Source organism: Paenibacillus dendritiformis (genome assembly GCF_021654795.1).
Taxonomy (GTDB): domain Bacteria; phylum Bacillota; class Bacilli; order Paenibacillales; family Paenibacillaceae; genus Paenibacillus_B.
Window position 1 is genome coordinate 1,743,566 of the sequence record NZ_AP025344.1, and the last position, 17,577, is coordinate 1,761,142.

Annotated in this window: 14 protein-coding genes; 11 read left to right on the forward strand and 3 right to left on the reverse strand. The window is 58.3% G+C overall.

Translation table 11 applies throughout. The annotated features are described in order from the left end of the window. Window positions 1-72: 72 nt before the first annotated feature. The gene (locus tag L6439_RS07655) at window positions 73-1,002 is read right to left on the reverse strand and encodes an AraC family transcriptional regulator (RefSeq protein ID WP_213468982.1); all 930 of its coding nucleotides are present in this window, start codon (window positions 1,000-1,002) and stop codon (window positions 73-75) included. A gap of 241 nt (window positions 1,003-1,243) precedes the next feature. Here L6439_RS07655 and L6439_RS07660 point away from each other — a divergent pair, with 241 nt between their 5' ends. The 11 genes from L6439_RS07660 to L6439_RS07710 all read left to right on the forward strand — a co-directional run bounded on the left by L6439_RS07660 (window position 1,244) and on the right by L6439_RS07710 (window position 13,581). Next, window positions 1,244-2,443, forward strand: a complete 1,200-nt coding sequence (locus L6439_RS07660) for a galactokinase (protein WP_213468983.1) — start codon at window positions 1,244-1,246, stop codon at window positions 2,441-2,443. Window positions 2,444-2,446: 3 nt separating this feature from the next. Further along, the gene (gene galE / locus L6439_RS07665; protein ID WP_213468984.1) at window positions 2,447-3,433 is read left to right on the forward strand and encodes a UDP-glucose 4-epimerase GalE; all 987 of its coding nucleotides are present in this window, start codon (window positions 2,447-2,449) and stop codon (window positions 3,431-3,433) included. Window positions 3,434-3,447: 14 nt separating this feature from the next. Continuing rightward, window positions 3,448-5,181, forward strand: coding sequence for a UDP-glucose--hexose-1-phosphate uridylyltransferase (locus L6439_RS07670; RefSeq protein WP_374043163.1), 1,734 nt, complete (start codon window positions 3,448-3,450; stop codon window positions 5,179-5,181). A 129-nt stretch (window positions 5,182-5,310) separates the two neighbouring features. Next, window positions 5,311-6,204: a hypothetical protein gene (locus L6439_RS07675; RefSeq protein WP_213468985.1), complete on the forward strand. Its 894-nt coding sequence runs from the start codon at window positions 5,311-5,313 to the stop codon at window positions 6,202-6,204. A gap of 374 nt (window positions 6,205-6,578) precedes the next feature. Beyond that, entirely contained in the window at window positions 6,579-8,012 is a 1,434-nt protein-coding gene (locus L6439_RS07680; protein ID WP_168179031.1) for an NAD-dependent malic enzyme, read from the forward strand. A 357-nt stretch (window positions 8,013-8,369) separates the two neighbouring features. Then, complete coding sequence (locus L6439_RS07685; RefSeq protein ID WP_168179030.1) at window positions 8,370-9,404, forward strand: ABC transporter substrate-binding protein; 1,035 nt, start codon at window positions 8,370-8,372, stop codon at window positions 9,402-9,404. A gap of 38 nt (window positions 9,405-9,442) precedes the next feature. Beyond that, window positions 9,443-10,366 (forward strand): ABC transporter permease, encoded by a 924-nt coding sequence (locus tag L6439_RS07690; RefSeq protein WP_237096782.1) that lies wholly within the window; start codon window positions 9,443-9,445, stop codon window positions 10,364-10,366. Continuing rightward, complete coding sequence (locus tag L6439_RS07695) at window positions 10,353-11,150, forward strand: ABC transporter ATP-binding protein (RefSeq protein ID WP_213468986.1); 798 nt, start codon at window positions 10,353-10,355, stop codon at window positions 11,148-11,150. The genes L6439_RS07690 and L6439_RS07695 overlap by 14 nt, the downstream gene beginning before the upstream one ends. A gap of 102 nt (window positions 11,151-11,252) precedes the next feature. Further along, complete coding sequence (locus L6439_RS07700) at window positions 11,253-13,022, forward strand: methyl-accepting chemotaxis protein (RefSeq protein ID WP_213468987.1); 1,770 nt, start codon at window positions 11,253-11,255, stop codon at window positions 13,020-13,022. A 67-nt stretch (window positions 13,023-13,089) separates the two neighbouring features. Then, window positions 13,090-13,227 (forward strand): hypothetical protein, encoded by a 138-nt coding sequence (locus L6439_RS07705; protein ID WP_213468988.1) that lies wholly within the window; start codon window positions 13,090-13,092, stop codon window positions 13,225-13,227. Between the two features lie 168 nt (window positions 13,228-13,395). Continuing rightward, window positions 13,396-13,581 carry a DUF2524 domain-containing protein gene (locus tag L6439_RS07710; RefSeq protein ID WP_168179026.1) on the forward strand — a complete coding sequence of 62 codons (186 nt, stop codon included), beginning with the start codon at window positions 13,396-13,398 and terminating at the stop codon, window positions 13,579-13,581. Window positions 13,582-13,640: 59 nt separating this feature from the next. Here L6439_RS07710 and L6439_RS07715 read toward each other — a convergent pair whose 3' ends face one another. Both L6439_RS07715 and L6439_RS07720 read right to left on the reverse strand, forming a co-directional pair. After that, the gene (locus L6439_RS07715) at window positions 13,641-15,755 is read right to left on the reverse strand and encodes an ABC transporter ATP-binding protein (protein ID WP_213468989.1); all 2,115 of its coding nucleotides are present in this window, start codon (window positions 15,753-15,755) and stop codon (window positions 13,641-13,643) included. Between the two features lie 52 nt (window positions 15,756-15,807). Continuing rightward, complete coding sequence (locus L6439_RS07720) at window positions 15,808-17,544, reverse strand: ABC transporter ATP-binding protein (RefSeq protein ID WP_213468990.1); 1,737 nt, start codon at window positions 17,542-17,544, stop codon at window positions 15,808-15,810. Window positions 17,545-17,577: the final 33 nt, after the last annotated feature.

Here is a 17,577-nt window from a genome sequence, read left to right on the forward strand (position 1 = left end):
CCGGGGAACACGGTGTCAGGGACAAGCGGAGCCGGCGGCCTTGCGGCTTGTCCCTGGAAGCATTGACGGAGCCTATTCGCGCGAGCCGCTGCCGGAGCCTCCCGGCGGGGAGAACTTGGACCGGTAGGCCGTGGGCGATTGGTTATAGAAGCGGCGGAACTGCCGGGAAAAGTACAGCGCATCCGGGATGCCAACGGACGCGGCGATTTGCTCGATTGTCAGATCCGCGCGCTCGCGCAGGAGCTGGCGCCCTTTGTCAATCCGCAGCTTCAGCAGGTAAGTGACCGGCGTCATCTCGGTCACGCGCTTGAAGATGCGGGACAGATACGCCCGGCTGTAGCCGAGGCTGTCCGCGATCTGCTCGATGGACAGCGGATAGGCGTATTGGGTAGACATCATATGAATCATCTGCCGCACGGTGTGATCGATCTCGGACTCGGGCTTCAGCCCCTGCCCGGCTTCCGGTCCGGCCTGGCGGTCCGCATAATCGGACAGGATGAGATGAAGGCAGCCGAGGGCCGTCAGATGGGCGGAGGACCTCCGCAGCTGGAACGACTCGCGGATTCGCTCCATCCATTCCGGCGCCTCCGAGTCAGGGCCGGCATGAACGACCGGACTCCCGGAGGCGAAGCCGGCGGCGCCCGCCAGCTCGGCCGCTCCTTCCCCCTGGAAAGCAATCCAGCGGTAGTGCCAGGGCTTGTCCGCATCGGAAGCATAGCTGACGAGGCGGTTCGGCGTAATGAGGAAAGCGTCGCCCGGTCCCAGATCGTAGGTGACGCCATCGCTCGTGAACGTTCCGTGCCCGCCCATCACGTGATGAAGCAAGTGGTAATCAACCAGCTTCGGGCCGAGCTTATGAGACGGCCGCGTCTGGCTCTCGCCGGAAAACAAGACATGAAGGCCCCGGCAGCCGGCCAGCACCGGATTGGAGGCAACGGCGTATGTCTCCGGCGGGGCGCAGACTGGTTGATCCGGCTGTCCCGGGGCAGCATGGTCTGTCATGAGATGTCCTCCTTCTTGTCGTTCACGCAACCTTTTCGGCGGTGAAAACCGATCGTTTTGAAACACGTATTAAAACCATTATAGCATAGACTATTATGAAGGTCATATTTATCCATATCTTGCGCACATCGTTGTATTACACGTCCGCCTTGGATTGAGTATGCTGAAAGCAGAACAACATACGGTGAAAAAGCAAGATCAATCGCTAAGAAATTGCAAATAATTGGAGGGGGTCATCGTCATGGATGCTCGGCAGTTGGCGGATCGTTTTGAGGAACAATATGGGGTAGATCAAGAGGAGGTCCGTTTTTTCCATGCTCCAGGCCGCGTGAACCTAATCGGCGAGCATATTGATTATAACGGGGGGTATGTGCTTCCGGCAGCGTTGGAGTTCGGCACGACGCTATTGATTCGTCCGCGATCCGATCGGATGCTCCGGCTGTCTTCGACGAATTTTTCTTATCGGTTGACGGTGGCGGTCGACGAGACGGCAGACGCCAAGACCGGGGAATGGACCGATTATCCCGCCGGGGTGGTCGTGGAGCTGGCGAAGTCGGGACGGGCGTTGAGCCGGGGCTACGATATTTTGGTCCATGGCGACATTCCGAACGGAGCGGGATTGTCCTCTTCGGCCTCGCTCGAGGTCGCCGCGGCCTATGCGCTGCTGACGCTGGAAGGCCATCCGATCGACCGGACGGATATCGCGCAGCTGTCCCAGCGGGCGGAGAACCGGTTCGTCGGCGTCAACTGCGGCATTATGGACCAGTTCGCCGTCGCGAACGGCAGGCGGGATCATGCTGTTCTGCTGATGTGCGATACGCTCGAATTCCGGCATGTTCCGTTCCGGACGGAAGGCTGCAAGCTCGTGATCGGCAATACGAACAAGCGCCGCGGGCTGGTCGATTCCAAGTATAACGAACGACGGACCCAATGCGAAGAGGCCGTGCGGGAGCTGCGTCAGGCGTTCCCTGAGCTGGAGCTGCTCGCGCAGCTGGATGCCGCCCGCTTTGAAACGAACAAGCATCTTATACGGGATGAGGCGGTGCGCAAGCGGGCCGCGCATGTCATCGCGGAGAACGAGCGGGTGCTGCAGTCGGTCGAGGCGCTTCAGCGGCATGATCTGGAGCGGTTCGGCCGGCTTATGATCGCCTCGCATGAATCATTGCGCGATTTGTACGAGGTCAGCTGCGAGGAGCTGGATGTGATGGTCGAGGAGGCGCTTCGCATCGAAGGCACGGCCGGCGCGCGGATGACGGGAGCCGGATTCGGCGGCTGCACCGTCTCGCTGGTGAAGGAGAGCGCCGTCCCGCGCTTCATCGAGCGGGTCGGGGAGGCGTATCAGCGGCGCACCGGCCTGACAGGCGAATTCTATGTATGCAGCGTCGGCGACGGCGTGAAGGAACGAGACGGCGGCAACAAGCTTGCAGCGAAGGGGGAATAAGCAATGGCAGTACTGGTTACAGGCGGGGCAGGCTATATCGGCTCCCATACGGTGGCGGAATTATTGGATCGCGGCGAGGAGGTGGTCGTGGCCGATTCGCTGGAGACGGGGCATGCGGACGCGGTTCTCGGCGGCGCGCTCCATGTCGGGGATATTCGAGACAAGGCGTTCCTGGAAGGGGTGTTCCGGCAGCATAAATTCGATGCGGTCATTCATTTCGCCGCGTACTCGCTCGTCGGAGAGAGCATGAGCAATCCGGCGAAATACTATGACAACAATGTGCACGGCACCCAGGTGCTGCTGGAGGCCATGCAGCGGTTCGGCGTGAAGCGGATTGTCTTTTCTTCTACGGCAGCGACATATGGCGAGCCGGAACGGACGCCGATCGAGGAGAGCTTCGCGACGAATCCGACGAATGTGTACGGAGAGACGAAGCTGACGATGGAGCGCATGATGCGCTGGTTCGACCGGGTCCACGGCATCCGCTACGTCTCCTTGCGCTATTTCAATGCCGCCGGCGCGCACGAGAGCGGCCGTATCGGGGAAGACCATCAGCCGGAGACGCATCTCGTTCCGATCGTGCTGGAGACGGCTTTGGGCAAGCGCAGCGAGATCGCGGTCTTCGGCAGCGACTATCCAACGCGGGACGGCACATGTATTCGCGACTATATTCACGTCAGCGACTTGGCGGACGCGCATTTGCTTGCCGTCGACTATTTGCGCAACGATGGGGCGAGCGAGATTTTCAATCTGGGCAGCGGCAACGGGTTCTCGGTTCTCGAGGTGATCCGGACGGCGGAGCGGGTGACCGGCCTGACGATTCCGACGGCGATTCGCGAGCGGCGGGCAGGCGATCCGGCGGTCTTGATCGCTTCCGCCGATAAGGCGAAGGCTGTGCTTGGCTGGCAGCCGAAGCGGGATAATATGGAGAAGATTATCGAGAGCGCCTGGCGCTGGCATCAAGCGCATCCGGACGGATACGCCAAATAAAGGGGGAGGACATCATGGCGAACGGGCAACGGGCAGGGACGCGAGGATCAGAGCGGCCGGATGAAGCGCGCGCGGAGAGACTGCGGCATGGAGTTGGCGGGCCGCTGCGGGCAGAGGCTTCCGGGCAGCGGGATGAAGCGTGCTTGGCGGGGGGGCCGACAGCTTCGGCGCGGTTGAATGCGGCGCGAATGGCGGAGCTGATCGAGAAGCTGGTTCGATACGCACGGAAGCGGAATATGATCGGAGAGCTGGACATGCCGTATGCGCGCAATCAGCTGCTGGAGCTGTTCCGGCTAGACGAGCCGTGTGAAGGGTATTTGGCCCCGGAGTGGAGCGAAGTTCCGGATGAACCGCAGGAGCTGCTGGAGGCGCTGCTGGATGAGGCCGCCGCGAGCGGGCTGCTTCCTGACAATACGACGACCTGGCGGGATCTGCTCGACGCCAAGGTGATGGGGATGCTTATGCCGCGCCCGTCCGAGACGGAGGCCCGCTTCCGGATGCGGCGGGCGGAGCAGGGGATTGCCGCCGCGACGGACGACTTCTATGCCTTGAACAAGGACAGCAATTATATCCGGATGGATCGGATTCGGAAAAATGAATATTGGCTGCATCCGAGCGAATTCGGAGCTCTTGAGATGACGATCAATCTGTCCAAGCCGGAGAAGACTCCCGAGGAGATCGCCCAGGCCGGACAGGCCGCGGCGGCCGATTATCCCCAATGTCTGCTGTGCGCCGACAATGTCGGTTATGCGGGCCGGGTCAATCATCCGGCACGCCAAAATTTGCGGATCCTTCCGCTGGAATTGAACGGGGAAGCATGGTTTTTCCAATACTCTCCCTATGTCTATTATAATGAGCACAGCATCGTGTTCCGTAAAGAGCATGTGCCGATGAAGCTGACCCGGGACACGTTCGCGCGGCTGCTGGCGTTCATCGAGCAGTTCCCGCATTATTTCATCGGCTCGAACGCCGACCTTCCGATCGTGGGCGGATCGATATTGAGCCATGATCATTTTCAGGCGGGGCGGCATACGTTCCCGATCGAGAAAGCGCCGACAGGGCAAGCTTATGTTCATGCGGCGCATCCCGGCGTCCGTGCCGGGGTGGTCGACTGGCCGTTGTCCGTTCTCCGCTTGACGGCGGATGGACGGGAAGCGCTGCTGAACGCCGCAGACGATCTGTACCGGTTCTGGCAGGGCTACAGCGATGAGACCGCCGGAATTCTCGCCTGTACGGCAGGCCCCGGGGGGCAGACGCGGCATAATACGGTTACCCCGATCGTCCGCCGCCGGGGGGAACGGTATGAGATGGATCTCGTGCTGCGCAATAACCGGACGGATGAGGCGCATCCGGAAGGCATTTTTCACCCGCATCGCCATCTTCACCATATCAAGAAAGAAAATATCGGCTTGATTGAAGTGATGGGACTGGCTATTCTTCCCGGACGTCTGCTCGCGGAGACCGGAGCGATTGTCAGGCTGTTGGCCGGGCAGGCAGATTGGAAGGCGGTACGGGCCGGCTTGACGGATCAGGATCCGCTCAAGCCGCATGCTGCCTGGATTGATGAACTGGTCGAACGGTATGGAACCCGGCTGGACGAAGCGGAGGCGAACCGGGTCATCCGCCATGATATCGGCGGCAAGTTCGTCGAGCTTCTCGGCCATGCCGGCGTCTTCAAGCGGGATCGCGCGGGGCGCGAAGCTTGCGCCCGCTTCCTCGCGCAGGCCGGGTTCAAGGAGCAGGGCTGAACCGGCTCTGCCGGCAGGCCATACGGAGCGCGCATTCGTGCTTGCCCGGACTGCGGACAGGTGGCTGGCGGGTCCGATATTTTATCGAGAGAAGTGCGGTACACGTGAAACAGGACAGGAGGTCCATCGATGACACAAGTGCAGAGCGAGGTCATTTCCCATGAGCGGTGGGGAGAGAGCTTGAAGCTGGAGAACGGCATCTATACCGTTATCGTTCCGCTCGGCTTCGGCATCCGGATTATGCATCTGAGCCTTAAGGGCGGCGAAAACGTTTTTTTTGAGGACACGGAAGGAGCGGTTCAGCATCAGGGCGAGGAATTCGCGGCGCTGGGCGGGGAAGGCTGGAAGCTGCGCGGCGGGCACCGGCTGTGGGCGAGTCCGGAGGCGTACCCGCGGACGTACGTGCCGGACGACAAGCCGATTCAATATGCCGTGGCCGGGAAGGGCGTGAAGCTGCTCGCTCCCGTGGAGCCATGGACGCAGACGGCCAAGGAGATCGAGCTCCAATTTCGGGACGATCGGATTGAGGTCATCCACCGGATAACCAATCATGGGCCGTGGCCGATTGAACTGGCGCCGTGGGCGTTATCCGTCATGGCTCCGGGCGGAACGGCCATCGTGCCGCATTCGAGGCGGGAGACCGGGTTCCTGCCGAACCGGGTCTTCGCGCTGTGGCCCTACACGAAGATGAATGACGAGCGTGTCGATTGGGGCGATGATGTCATTCAGGTCCGCCAATGCGCCGATATCGAACGGGCGTTCAAATTCGGCACGCGCAACGAGGAAGGCTGGGCGGCCTATGCCGTGAACGGCACTCTGTTCGAAAAAAGCTATGAACCGCAGCAAGAAGCCGTCTATCCCGACTTCGGATGCTCCTTCGAGCTGTATACGAACGATAAAATTATGGAGCTTGAGACACTGGGCCCGCTCGCGGCGCTGCCCCCTGGCGGACAAGCCGTTCACAAGGAGATTTGGAAGCTGGCTCCTTGCACCGATATCGAACAATATCTCGCAACCAAATGAACGGATGCGAAATCTTAAAATTTTTCATAATCTTCCCGGTATCTATCAAAAGACAACCCTGTCCTGCACGATTCGAAGCGCTGCGGAGCAGGGTTTTTGCCTGTTTATGAACGGCTGGCGACGATTTCGCGTCTGGCGATGGAAGGGGTTTCACAAGTAGGCGGGTTTATGTTATTAATAGAGAGGGACGAAAAAAATGGAAAACCCTCTCATTGCGGCGAAATGCCGACGGGGGACGATTTTGGACGTTCCGGGGGACGGTGCGCTGTCCGGCGGGGCCGGGCGGAACAGGGGCGCTGCCTTGCCCGGACGCCTGCAGGGACAGGCTGCATTGGAACCCGCCAATAACGCAGCACTTTCAGGGAGTGTGGATAATGGCTAAATCGTTAGGATCGAGTACGAACATTATTATTCGCTTGGAAATCGACAAAAATGTGTGCACCTTCGCCCAAATTGCAGCCGCCATCGGCGAGAGCGGGGGCGATATCGTGGCCATCGACGTCATTCGCGGCACGCCGGTATCCACAGTCCGAGATATTACGGTCAACGTATACGACGGCAGTGTAGGCGATCGGGTCGTGAAGCGCCTGAAGCAGCTTCAAGGCGTGAAGGTGGTGAACGTGTCCGATCAGACGTTCCTGCTTCACCTGGGGGGCAAGATCGAGATGCAGCCCAAGGTTCCGATCCGGAACCGCGACGACTTGTCCCGCGTCTATACGCCGGGCGTGGCCCGGGTATGCATGGCGATCCATGAAGATCCGTCCAGCGCATTCACGCTGACGATCAAGCGGGATACGGTGGCGGTCGTCTCCGACGGCACCGCGGTGCTCGGCCTGGGCGATATCGGCCCGATGGCGGCGATGCCGGTCATGGAAGGCAAAGCGATGCTGTTCAAGCAATTGGCGAACGTCGACGCGTTCCCGATCTGCCTGGATACGCAGGATACGGATGAGATCGTGCGGACGATTCAGGCCATTGCCCCGGCCTTCGGCGGCATTAACCTGGAGGACATCTCGGCGCCGCGCTGCTTCGAGATTGAGCAGCGGCTGAAGGAGAACCTGGATATTCCGGTCTTCCATGACGATCAGCATGGAACCGCTGTCGTGCTGCTCGCCGGCCTGCTTAATGCCTTGAAGATTGTGGACAAGAAACTGGAAGATTGCAAAATCGTCCTCTGCGGCATCGGCGCGGCGGGCATGGCCTGCACCGACATCTTGCTCGCGGCGGGCGCGAAGAATATTATCGGCGTCGATCGCCACGGAGCGCTGGTCCGCGGCGTGAAGTACGAGAACGAGGCCTGGAACGGCTACGCCGCCAAGACGAATCCGAACGGTGAGCAGGGCGGCATTCCGGACGTCATCAAGGGAGCGGATGTGTTCATCGGCGTCTCGGGCCCTGGCGTGCTGAAGCGGGAGCATGTGGAGACGATGAATGCGGATCCTGTCATCTTCGCGATGGCGAACCCGATGCCGGAGATTGATCCGGACGAGATCGAGGATATTGCCCGCATCATTGCGACGGGCCGTTCCGATTATCCGAACCAGATTAACAACGTGCTCTGCTTCCCGGGCCTGTTCCGGGGGCTGCTGGATTGCCGGGCGTCCAAAGTGACTTATAACATGAAGCTGGCGGCGGCCCAGGCGATAGCCGAGGTCGTCTCCGAAGAAGAACTGAATGAGATGTATATTATTCCGAGCGTTTTCAACCCGCTTGTGGTGACGAAGGTGCGGGATGCCGTCGTCAATGCGGCCTATGAGGACGGCGTAGCCCGCCGCCGCGATTATCGGGAAAACACAGTCAAGCAGTAACCGCGGACACACGATGTCGGACTGGGATCTCAGGCTGCCTCGTCCAACGTTAACGCCTGCCGGACAGCCATCTTCTCTTCTTTTGCGGGGAAGATGGCTTTTTGGATCAAATCAATGAAAAGGTTTCCAAAAGGCGTTTTTATTGCGAAAAGTATTGACGCCGGCGAATAACCAGTTAAAATATGCCTAAGGCACTTTGCTGTTTTCTCGCTTTTATGCACTAAACGATTTATGCGCTAATTAGTTTATACGGTAATGAAATAGTAGACAAGTGCATAAACGCATTCCATTATTAAATTTTTTGAAAAAAATTTGTTTTGCAAGAAATGCGAAGAATATGGAGAGGGGATCGATGAGATGAGAGCAAAACGACATATCCTGCTGGCATGCGCGCTGGTGATGGCGCTGCTGATGTTGAACGCGTGCGGAAGCCAGGCGCCGGGAGAAGGTGCGGCGGAGCAAGGGGACGCAGGGAGCACGGGGAAGAAGGTTAAAATCGGAGTGACGCAGGTCGTGAACCATGCCTCGCTTGATGAGGCGTACAAAGGCTTCTTGCAGGCGTTGAAGGACAACGGCTATACGGAAGGAGACAACCTGGTCATCGATTATCAGAATGCCCAGGGCGATAATACGAATGCGGCGACGATTGCGCAGAAATTCGCCACGGGCGGGGTCGATCTCGTGCTGGGCATCGGGACGTCCGTCTCTCAGGCTGCGGCGAAGGAAGTGAAGGACGTTCCTGTCCTCTTCACCGCGGTGACCGATCCGGTCGGAGCCGGTCTGGTGCAGAGCATGGAAAGGCCGGGCGCGAATGTCACCGGGACGACGGATCTTCATCCCGAAGCCGTCTCGCGCTTGATGGAATTTATTAAGGAGCAGGTGAATGGCGTCACGGCGGTCGGCATTTTGGCCAATGAAGGCGAACAGAATACGGTTGTGAACGTGCAGAAGGCGGAAGAGGCGTTGACCGCTCTCGGCTTGAAGGTCGTCAAGGCGCCGGTGACGAACAGCTCGGAAGTGAAGCAGGCGGCCGAATCGCTTATCGGCAAGGTGCAGGCCATCTATGTTCCGTCCGACAACACGGTCGTCAGCGGGCTCGGCGCCGTCGTCGGTGTGGCGAATGAGAACAAGATTCCTCTGTTCGTCGCGGAGAAGGATTCGGTCAAGAACGGCGGCGTCGCTTCCTTCGGGTTCGAATATTACGATCTCGGCTACACGACAGGCAAGATGGCCGTCGAGATGCTGAAGAACGGCAAGAAGCCGGAAGATACGCCGGTGCAAATCCCGGAAGCTCTTGATCTGGCGCTGAATGTGAAGGCGGCGGAAGCGCAAGGCTTCGCCGTCACCGGCGAGTTGAAGAAGCAGGTGAAGCCGGAGAACCTCTTCGAATAGAGAAGTGAACGAACCAAGATGACGGAGGAGGAGTCACGGTGAGCGGTTTTATGCTGGCGATGCAAAAATCGGTGGAAATCGGGGTGCTGTACGCCTTGATGGCGCTAGGCGTCTACTTGACGTTTCGCATTTTGGATTTCCCTGATCTAACGGTAGACGGAAGCTTCACGACGGGGGCTGCGATAGCGGCCCTGTGCATTACATCGAATATCTCGCCTTGGATTGGCACCATGCTCGCCTGCATTGGCGGCGGGGTCGCCGGCATGATGACCGGCATCATTCATACGAAGGGAAAGATTAATCCGCTGTTGTCGGGCATTCTGATGATGATCGCGCTGCACTCGATTAATTTGCGGATTATGGGCAAGGCGAATATCGGCTTAATGAACAGCGATACGCTGCTAACGCCGATCGCCGGAGGTTTCCGGTTCCTGCTCGTCATGGGACTTTTCGCGGTGCTGGTGAAGCTGGCGTTGGACTGGTTCCTTCGGACGGAGATCGGACTGTCGCTGCGCGCGACGGGCAACAATCCGCGCATGATTCGCAGCTTTGGCGTTCATACCGATACGACCATTATTGTCGGCGTCAGCCTCTCGAATGCGCTTGTCGCGCTGTCCGGCGCGCTGGTCGCCCAGTATCAAGGCTTCGCCGACATTCAATCGGGCGTCGGGATGATTGTCGTCGGATTGGCGTCCGTTATTATCGGAGAGGCGATTTTCGGGCATCGCACGATCGCCCGCACGACATTCGCGGTGCTGCTGGGCGCCGTGCTGTACCGGGTGATTGTAGCGGTTGCGCTGCAACTTCAAATGAATGCCACGGATCTCAAGCTGTTTACCGCTCTGATTGTCATCGTGGCGCTCACCCTGCCGAAGATCCGGCGATCCGCGAACCAGCGCAAAATGAGCCGTCAACGGGCGATGCAATTGGCGAAGGGAGGAGCGCGCGATGCTGCAGGTTAATCGGGTCAGCAAATATTTCAATCTGAATACGCCTGACGAGAAAGCGGCGCTTACCGACATCCGGCTGCATCTGAATCCGGGAGACTTCGTGACCGTAATCGGAAGCAACGGCGCGGGAAAATCGACGCTGATGAACATCATCTCCGGCGTGCTGATTCCGGATGCCGGCGCGGTGCACATCGAAGAGCACGAGGTTACGCTGATGCCCGAGCATCGCCGGAGCCGCTGGATTGGACGCGTGTTCCAGGATCCGATGGCCGGCACGGCTCCGGATATGACCATCGAGGAGAATCTGGCCATTGCGGCGAAGCGGACGGGGGGCCGCGGACTGAGGCCCGGAGCTAACCGGAAGCGCAAGGCGTGGTTCGCGGAAGAGTTGTCCCGGCTGGGGATCGGGCTGGAGAACCGGTTGAATGCGAAGGTCGGCCTGCTGTCGGGCGGGGAGCGGCAGGCATTGAGCCTCCTGATGGCCACCTTCACGAAGCCGAGCATTCTGCTGCTCGATGAGCACACCGCCGCGCTCGATCCGTCCCGGGCGGAATGGATAACCCGCTTAACGGATGAGATCGTGCGGGAGAATTCGCTGACGACCTTGATGGTGACCCACAATATGGAGCAGGCGATCCGGCTCGGCAACCGGCTCATCATGATGGACAAAGGCAGCATTGTGCTGGATGTGCCGGCTTCGGCCAAGCAGTCGCTCACGGTTGATAAGCTGCTGCGGGAGTTTGAACGGATTCGCGGCGAGAAATTTGCCGATGATCGCGTTGTTTTGGGGGGATAATTTCCGGATATTTCATTACGAAATGCCAAAAATATGATACAATCCATGGGGGTTACTTAGAAACGACAACAGGAACAAATTGTCGAAAAGAGGGGGACGCTCATGAATTGGTTCAATCGCAGTATGGTTCCGAGAATGATCGCTGTATTGTTCATATTTATTATGACAATCAGCGGCTTTTTCATTTTCCGGGAGTATGACAGCGAGAAGTCGCTCTATATGAATTTCCTTCACGAACGGCAGGAGCTCATCGCGGAAATGAAGCTCGATGACATGATGGGCGCGATCAAGCAGGCAGCGAGCATGGTCAAAAACAAACCGATCAACGAGGAAATGACGGACTCACTTTTCCGCATGCTGCGCGGCCGCATGAATAAGATCGTGGGCGACGACGTGGTGAATGCTTTTCTTATCGTTAAGGAGAACGAGGCGAAGGACGGAGAGCCGGCCTTCCGAATTCTTCAGGCGAACGACAGCCTGGAATCCCAGGGCTTCAAGCCGAATACGGCCTATGACATGCCTGTGGCCGTGCAGGACGCTTATATTAAGCTGACGAGAGCAGACAATACGATGATGACCGATGAATTCGAAATCGGCGATGCGGTGTATATTAGCGGGTTAACGGAGATTCGAGACGATCTGGGGCAAAGCATGGCTTACCTGATTACCGATTATGATTATTCCATCGTCAAAGGGACGTTAACGAGCTTTCTGACCGAGGCCATTCTCATCGGGACGGTCATCGGATTGATCGGCGTGAGCTTGGCAGGTTTGTATGTGCAGCGCCGCCTCAAGCCATTGAACGATATCCATAAGCTGGCGGAACAAGCGGCGAACGGCGACTTGACCGTGAAGCTTGCTTCGAAGCGGCAGGATGAGATCGGGCGGCTCGCTGACGTGTTCAACCGGATGACGGAGCGGCTGAGCGGGCTGCTGGCGGAAGTGCAGCGGGCAGCGAAGGACGTCTCTTCTTCGTCGCTTGAACTGCAGCGCGGCTCCGAGGAGACGGCGATTGCCGCGCAGGAAGTGGCGAGCGCGATGTCGGAGGTGGCGAACGGAGCGCTGGAGCAGCAGCGCAGCGCCGAGCAGACGAAGTCGGCCATGAGCGAGATTACGGCCGGCGCCCAGCAGATCGCCAGCACGTCCGAGCAGGTCGCCGAATGGATGCGGGAAGCGGCCGCTCAAGCGGGCGAAGGCCGTGTCATTGTCGATGAGACGGTCGTGCAGATGGAGCGCATCGAAGCGGCTTCCGCCGATACCAATCAGGCTATCGCGGATTGGACGGAGGCGGTGCAGCAGATCTCGGGGGCGGTCGTGTTCATCCAGAATACGGTGAAGCAGACGGAATTGCTGGCGCTGAACGCCTCAATCGAAGCGTCCCGCGCGGGAGAGCATGGACGCGGCTTCCAGGTGGTCGCCACGGAAATCCGCAAATTGGCCGAGCATTCGAGACAATCGCTACAGTCTATTATGCAGCTTATAGACGTCATTCATACGAAGCGAGAACTGACCGAACGGGCAACCTCTCATCAGCAGGAGGCCGTTCAGAAAGGATTGGCGACGGTCAAAACCGCGGACGAGACGTTCACGGTGATCGCGGACGCCATCGGACAAGCCAGCTCCCGCATGGAGGAGTACCGAAGCATCGCTCAGCAGATGTCGGCCTCATGCGAAGAAGTATTCGAGCTGATTCGCCAATTAAGCGAGATTGCAGAGCAATCCAATGATCATACCGCACGCGTCGCGGCCACGACGGAACAGCAGTCGGCGCTGACCGAAGAGATTGCGGCTTCCGTCGACAGTCTGCTGGCATTAAGCCGCGATTTGCAGACGATGCTGGAGCAATTCAAGCTTCGAGGGAAGGAGCAGTAATTACCTGCTGCCGGGTATGATGGTTGACAAGGAGTCGGGGCAAGCTAACGATCGGGAGGTGAGCGGCATGCCGCATAACAAAGCAGAGCGTATTCACCATCAGCAGAACCGTTCCCGCCGCATGGAGAAGATTACGCCGCTGCGGCCCGACAAAGAGGCCGAACGCGCGCCAAGTCTGAACCGGATTCCGAAGGAGAACGGCTAACCCCGACCAACCGGACTTATCTCCACTCCTATTTTCAACAGGAAGGAAGTGTTCATTATGGCACACAAGCAGCAGGGACATTCCAGACAAAATACGACGACCCGGACGTCCGACGCCAACAACGCAAAAGGCAAAAAGAAATAACGGCTTGCCAGCGGAGGGATGAAGATGCACAATCTGGATAGCAGCTATGATTGTTCCTTAACGTCGCAGGATGTACCGAAGCTCAAGTCCGAGCTGGCGTCATTGAAGCGGCAAGCGCAGACGGACACTTCATCGAAGGAACTGCGGGAAGCCATTAATCGGGTCGAAAATCAGCTTCATTTCATCAAAAACAAATGCTCTCTTCGTTAAAACGCCCAAAAAGCGCCGCTTCCCTTGACAGGGACAGCGGCGCTTGCTGTAGAAGCCGATTATGGCATCGATGGGATGGCGGCGGCCGAATGGTTCTGCGGCTGGGAAGCCATAGAGACCGAGGAAGCCTGGTCCGGCGCGCCGGAGCCTTGCTGCAGCTGGTACATCTTGAAGTACCGGCCCTTCAGCCGCATTAGTTCGTCATGCGTTCCTTGCTCGACAATCTGGCCGCGGTGCAGCACGAGAATCAGATCGGCGCTTCGGATTGTCGACAGCCGGTGCGCGATAATGAAGGTCGTCCGTCCTCGCTTCAGCACTTCCAGGGCTTCTTGAATCAGGGCTTCCGTCTCCGTATCGATATTGGCCGTCGCTTCATCCAGAATCAGTATGGCCGGCTCGAATGCGAGGGCCCGCGCAAAAGAAATCAACTGTCTTTGCCCGGCAGACAACGTGCTTCCTTTTTCAATGACCGGCTCATCGATTCCCAGCGGCAAATGCTTGAGCACCCGGTCGCCGCCTACCGCCTTGAGCGCTTGCTCCACCTTCTCCCGGGTGATGCGCGGATCGTTCAGGCTGACATTGCTTGCAATCGTTCCCGTGAACAGATACGGATCCTGCAGCACGATGCCCATATGCTCCCGAATCCATTGCTTCGGCACCGAGGTCGTCGGCGTGCCGTCGATTCGAATCTCGCCGCGCTGCGGGTCATAGAACCGGAACAGCAGGTTCATAATCGAGCTCTTCCCTGACCCGGTATGGCCCACGAGAGCCACCGTCTGGCCCGGCTTCGCTTCGAACGAGATGTCGCGCAGCACGTAATCTTCCTTGTAGGCGAAGGAGACCCGATCGAACTCGACATGCCCCTTGTAACGCGGCATCGAGCCTTCGGCCAGCGGCTCGCCCGGTTCGTCCATCAGCTCGAACACGCGTCCCGCGGAGACGATAGAGGAGTCGAGATTCGCCAATTGGTTCACCATGCCCGTAATCGGCTGGAAGAGGCGGTTCAGCAGGTCGGCAAAGGCATACAGCACGCCGATCGTGATGACGCCGCTGCCGCTCAGCGAGGCTCCGCCAAAGAACCAGAGCACGACCGCGAAAGCGATATTCCGGAGCACGTTCACCAGGTTATGGGACGTGAGCGCGTTCAAATTGAGCATTTTGTTCTGATAGGATAGGTACTCCTCATTCATCTCCTCGAATTCATTCATCGTATCCTTCTGGCGGCGGAAGGAGCGAATGACCGGAATCCCTTGAATGGATTCGTTGATCATGGCATTGATGGAGCTCAGACGCGAGCGTATCTTTTTGTTGTATTTCGTCGCGAATTTGCGGTACAGCACCACCCATAGATAGATGAGCGGCAGGATGAACACGCAGATCAGCGCAAGCTTCACGTCCAAAATGAACAAGGCGATATAAATGCCGGTAATCGTTATGATCCCGGACGTGAAGCTTTCCAGTACGGACAAGAACAGATCTTTGACCGCTTCGGTATCATTGGTGACCCGGGACACGACTTTGCCGGCCGGCAAATTATCGAAGTACGGAATCGGCAGCCGCTGCACATGGGCGTACACATCGCCGCGCAGCTTGCGGATGACCCGGTTCGCTGCGGTCTGCAGCCCCATAATCTGGCCGTAGGTCGCGGCCACGCTGACCAGCAGCAGACCGATATAGAGCGCCATATTTTGAATGATGCTGACGATCTCCGGCTTATAGAACGTGAGCAGCTGGTCCAGGCTCATTGGCGACGCCGGAACGGACCAGGCATCCCCTCCCTTCCGAATCGTGAGCATGCCGTCTTCGAATTGGCGTTCTCCCGTCTCCGAAGGCAGCGGTCCGTCCACGAACACGAACTGCGTTCCTATCTGGAGGATGCGGACCTGCTCTCCAATCGCTTCTCCCTCCGTGAAGCGATCCTCCCGCTTGAAGTGGCGCCCCTGATAGAAAATGGCGCCGTTCGCTTCGGCGGAAGTCTCATAGTACGGCTTCTCGATGCCGAGGATATGCTTGTCGATTATATTTTTGGCAATGAACGGCCCGGACAGCTCGGCAGCGACGGCCACCGCAAGCATTAGCAGCCCGATGATGAAGCTCGTCTTGAACTGCAGGGCGTATTGCCACAGGCGCCTGCCGACATGTCTCGGATTCGCCGACTGTTGTTCTGCTTCCATATATGAAATCCTCCCGTAATCGTAATGCCCGTGCTGGACGGCCGAGCACGTCCTACAGCCCGGATTCCAGCTGCTGGCGCTCGTATTGCTCCTTGTACCAGCCATCCTGCTTCAGCAAGTCGTCATGCGTGCCTTCTTCGACGATCTTGCCGTCATCCAGCACGATGATCCAGTCGGCATGCTCGACGGCCGACAACCGATGCGTCGTTATCAGGGTCGTCTTGCCCGCGCGCTGCTCGCGAATGTTGCTGATAATATTTGCTTCGGTGCGCGCATCGACAGCAGAGAGCGCATCGTCGAGGATCAATATTTCCGGATCCTTGATGAAGGCCCGCGCCAGCGAGACCCGCTGCTTCTGGCCTCCGGACAAGGCGACGCCCCGCTCGCCGACCAATGTTTCGACCCCGTGCACCAGCGCAGGCACGTCATGGGTGAAGGAGGCAGTCTCGATCGCGCTCATTACGTCGTCGTCACCCGCGCCGGAACGGCCGAATAAAATATTTTGCTTAACGGTCTTGGAGAACAAAATCTGTTCCTGCGGAACATATCCGATCCAGCTGTGCAGCCGATCGATCGGGATCTGCTCCGCCGGGATGCCATTAATGCGGAAGTCGCCTTCCCCGACCGGATATTCCCGCAGCAGCTGCTTGACGAAGGTCGATTTGCCGCTTCCGGTCCGGCCGACAATGCCGAGCGTCTGCCCTTTGCGCACCGTCAGGGCGCCGAGATTCAGGTTGTCTGTCGTCGAAGTCGGGTACCGGAACTTGTAGTTGCTCCATGTCATCGTCTCCGGTACGGCGACATCCTTCGTATGCTCGCCGTCCTGCACGTCCGGCGTATAGTTCAGCACTTCGTTGACCCGATCGAGCGAGGCGTTGCCGCGCTGCATCACGTTAATCAGGTTGCCGATGGCGAACATCGGCCAGATCATCATTCCAAGGTACATATTGAACGCGAGCAGCTCCCCGAGGGTCAGCTCGTTATGAATGATAAGATAGGCGCCGTAGCCGAGCCCGATCACGTAGCTCAGACCGATGAACAGCCGAATCGTCGGATCGAACAGGGCGTCCACCCAGGCGACGGCCAGGTTCTTGTTATAGACGTCCTGGGTAATGTCGCGGAAGCGGGCTTCATCGGACTTCTCCTGCACGTAGGCGCGGATGACGCGCACGCCGCCGACCGACTCCAGCACTTGATCGTTCATGCTTCCGAACGCATCTTGGGCGATCATATAGCGTTCATGAATCTTCTTGCCGAACACATTCATCGCGATGGCGATGAACGGGAGCGGCAGCAGGGCGGCCAGCGTCAGCTTCCATTGAATCATGAACATCGCGAACAGCACGATGAGGAGGAATGCCGTCGAATCCGTCAAGGTGAGCATGCCGAATCCGGCTGTCTGCGCTACGGAACGAAGGTCATTGGTCGCCCGGGCCATCAGGTCCCCGGTGCGGTTTTTCTCGAAGAACGGAGGCGTCATTTTGAGAAAATGACGCATCAGCTTGGAGCGAAGCTTGCGTTCTACCAGGTTCGCTCCGCCGAAAATCTGATACATCCATACGTACGTGATGGCATAAATGACCACCATCGTGCCCAGTATGAGGAGAAGATAGGATGTCAATTTGCCCCATGTAATGCCCCCTCGTACAATGTCATCGATGGCGACCCCCAGGATGCGAGGGGGGACGAGCTCGATGATGCCGACGACGATCAGCATCACGACACCCACAATGTACCTCGTCTTATGTTCTTTGAAGAACCAGCCGAGCTTGAATAAAACCGATAGCATTTTGTCACTTCCTTGTCTCTTGGCAAAATGGGA

Excerpts from the sequence above, each read along its gene's own strand:
- L6439_RS07655 (WP_213468982.1), bottom strand. The coding sequence starts at position 1,002 with ATGACAGACCATGCTGCCCCGGGACAGCCGGATCAACCAGTCTGCGCC.
- L6439_RS07660 (WP_213468983.1), top strand. The coding sequence starts at position 1,244 with ATGGATGCTCGGCAGTTGGCGGATCGTTTTGAGGAACAATATGGGGTA.
- galE (WP_213468984.1), top strand. The coding sequence starts at position 2,447 with ATGGCAGTACTGGTTACAGGCGGGGCAGGCTATATCGGCTCCCATACG.
- L6439_RS07670 (WP_374043163.1), top strand. The coding sequence starts at position 3,448 with ATGGCGAACGGGCAACGGGCAGGGACGCGAGGATCAGAGCGGCCGGAT.
- L6439_RS07675 (WP_213468985.1), top strand. The coding sequence starts at position 5,311 with ATGACACAAGTGCAGAGCGAGGTCATTTCCCATGAGCGGTGGGGAGAG.
- L6439_RS07680 (WP_168179031.1), top strand. The coding sequence starts at position 6,579 with ATGGCTAAATCGTTAGGATCGAGTACGAACATTATTATTCGCTTGGAA.
- L6439_RS07685 (WP_168179030.1), top strand. The coding sequence starts at position 8,370 with ATGAGAGCAAAACGACATATCCTGCTGGCATGCGCGCTGGTGATGGCG.
- L6439_RS07695 (WP_213468986.1), top strand. The coding sequence starts at position 10,353 with ATGCTGCAGGTTAATCGGGTCAGCAAATATTTCAATCTGAATACGCCT.
- L6439_RS07700 (WP_213468987.1), top strand. The coding sequence starts at position 11,253 with ATGAATTGGTTCAATCGCAGTATGGTTCCGAGAATGATCGCTGTATTG.
- L6439_RS07705 (WP_213468988.1), top strand. The coding sequence starts at position 13,090 with ATGCCGCATAACAAAGCAGAGCGTATTCACCATCAGCAGAACCGTTCC.
- L6439_RS07710 (WP_168179026.1), top strand. The coding sequence starts at position 13,396 with ATGCACAATCTGGATAGCAGCTATGATTGTTCCTTAACGTCGCAGGAT.
- L6439_RS07715 (WP_213468989.1), bottom strand. The coding sequence starts at position 15,755 with ATGGAAGCAGAACAACAGTCGGCGAATCCGAGACATGTCGGCAGGCGC.
- L6439_RS07720 (WP_213468990.1), bottom strand. The coding sequence starts at position 17,544 with ATGCTATCGGTTTTATTCAAGCTCGGCTGGTTCTTCAAAGAACATAAG.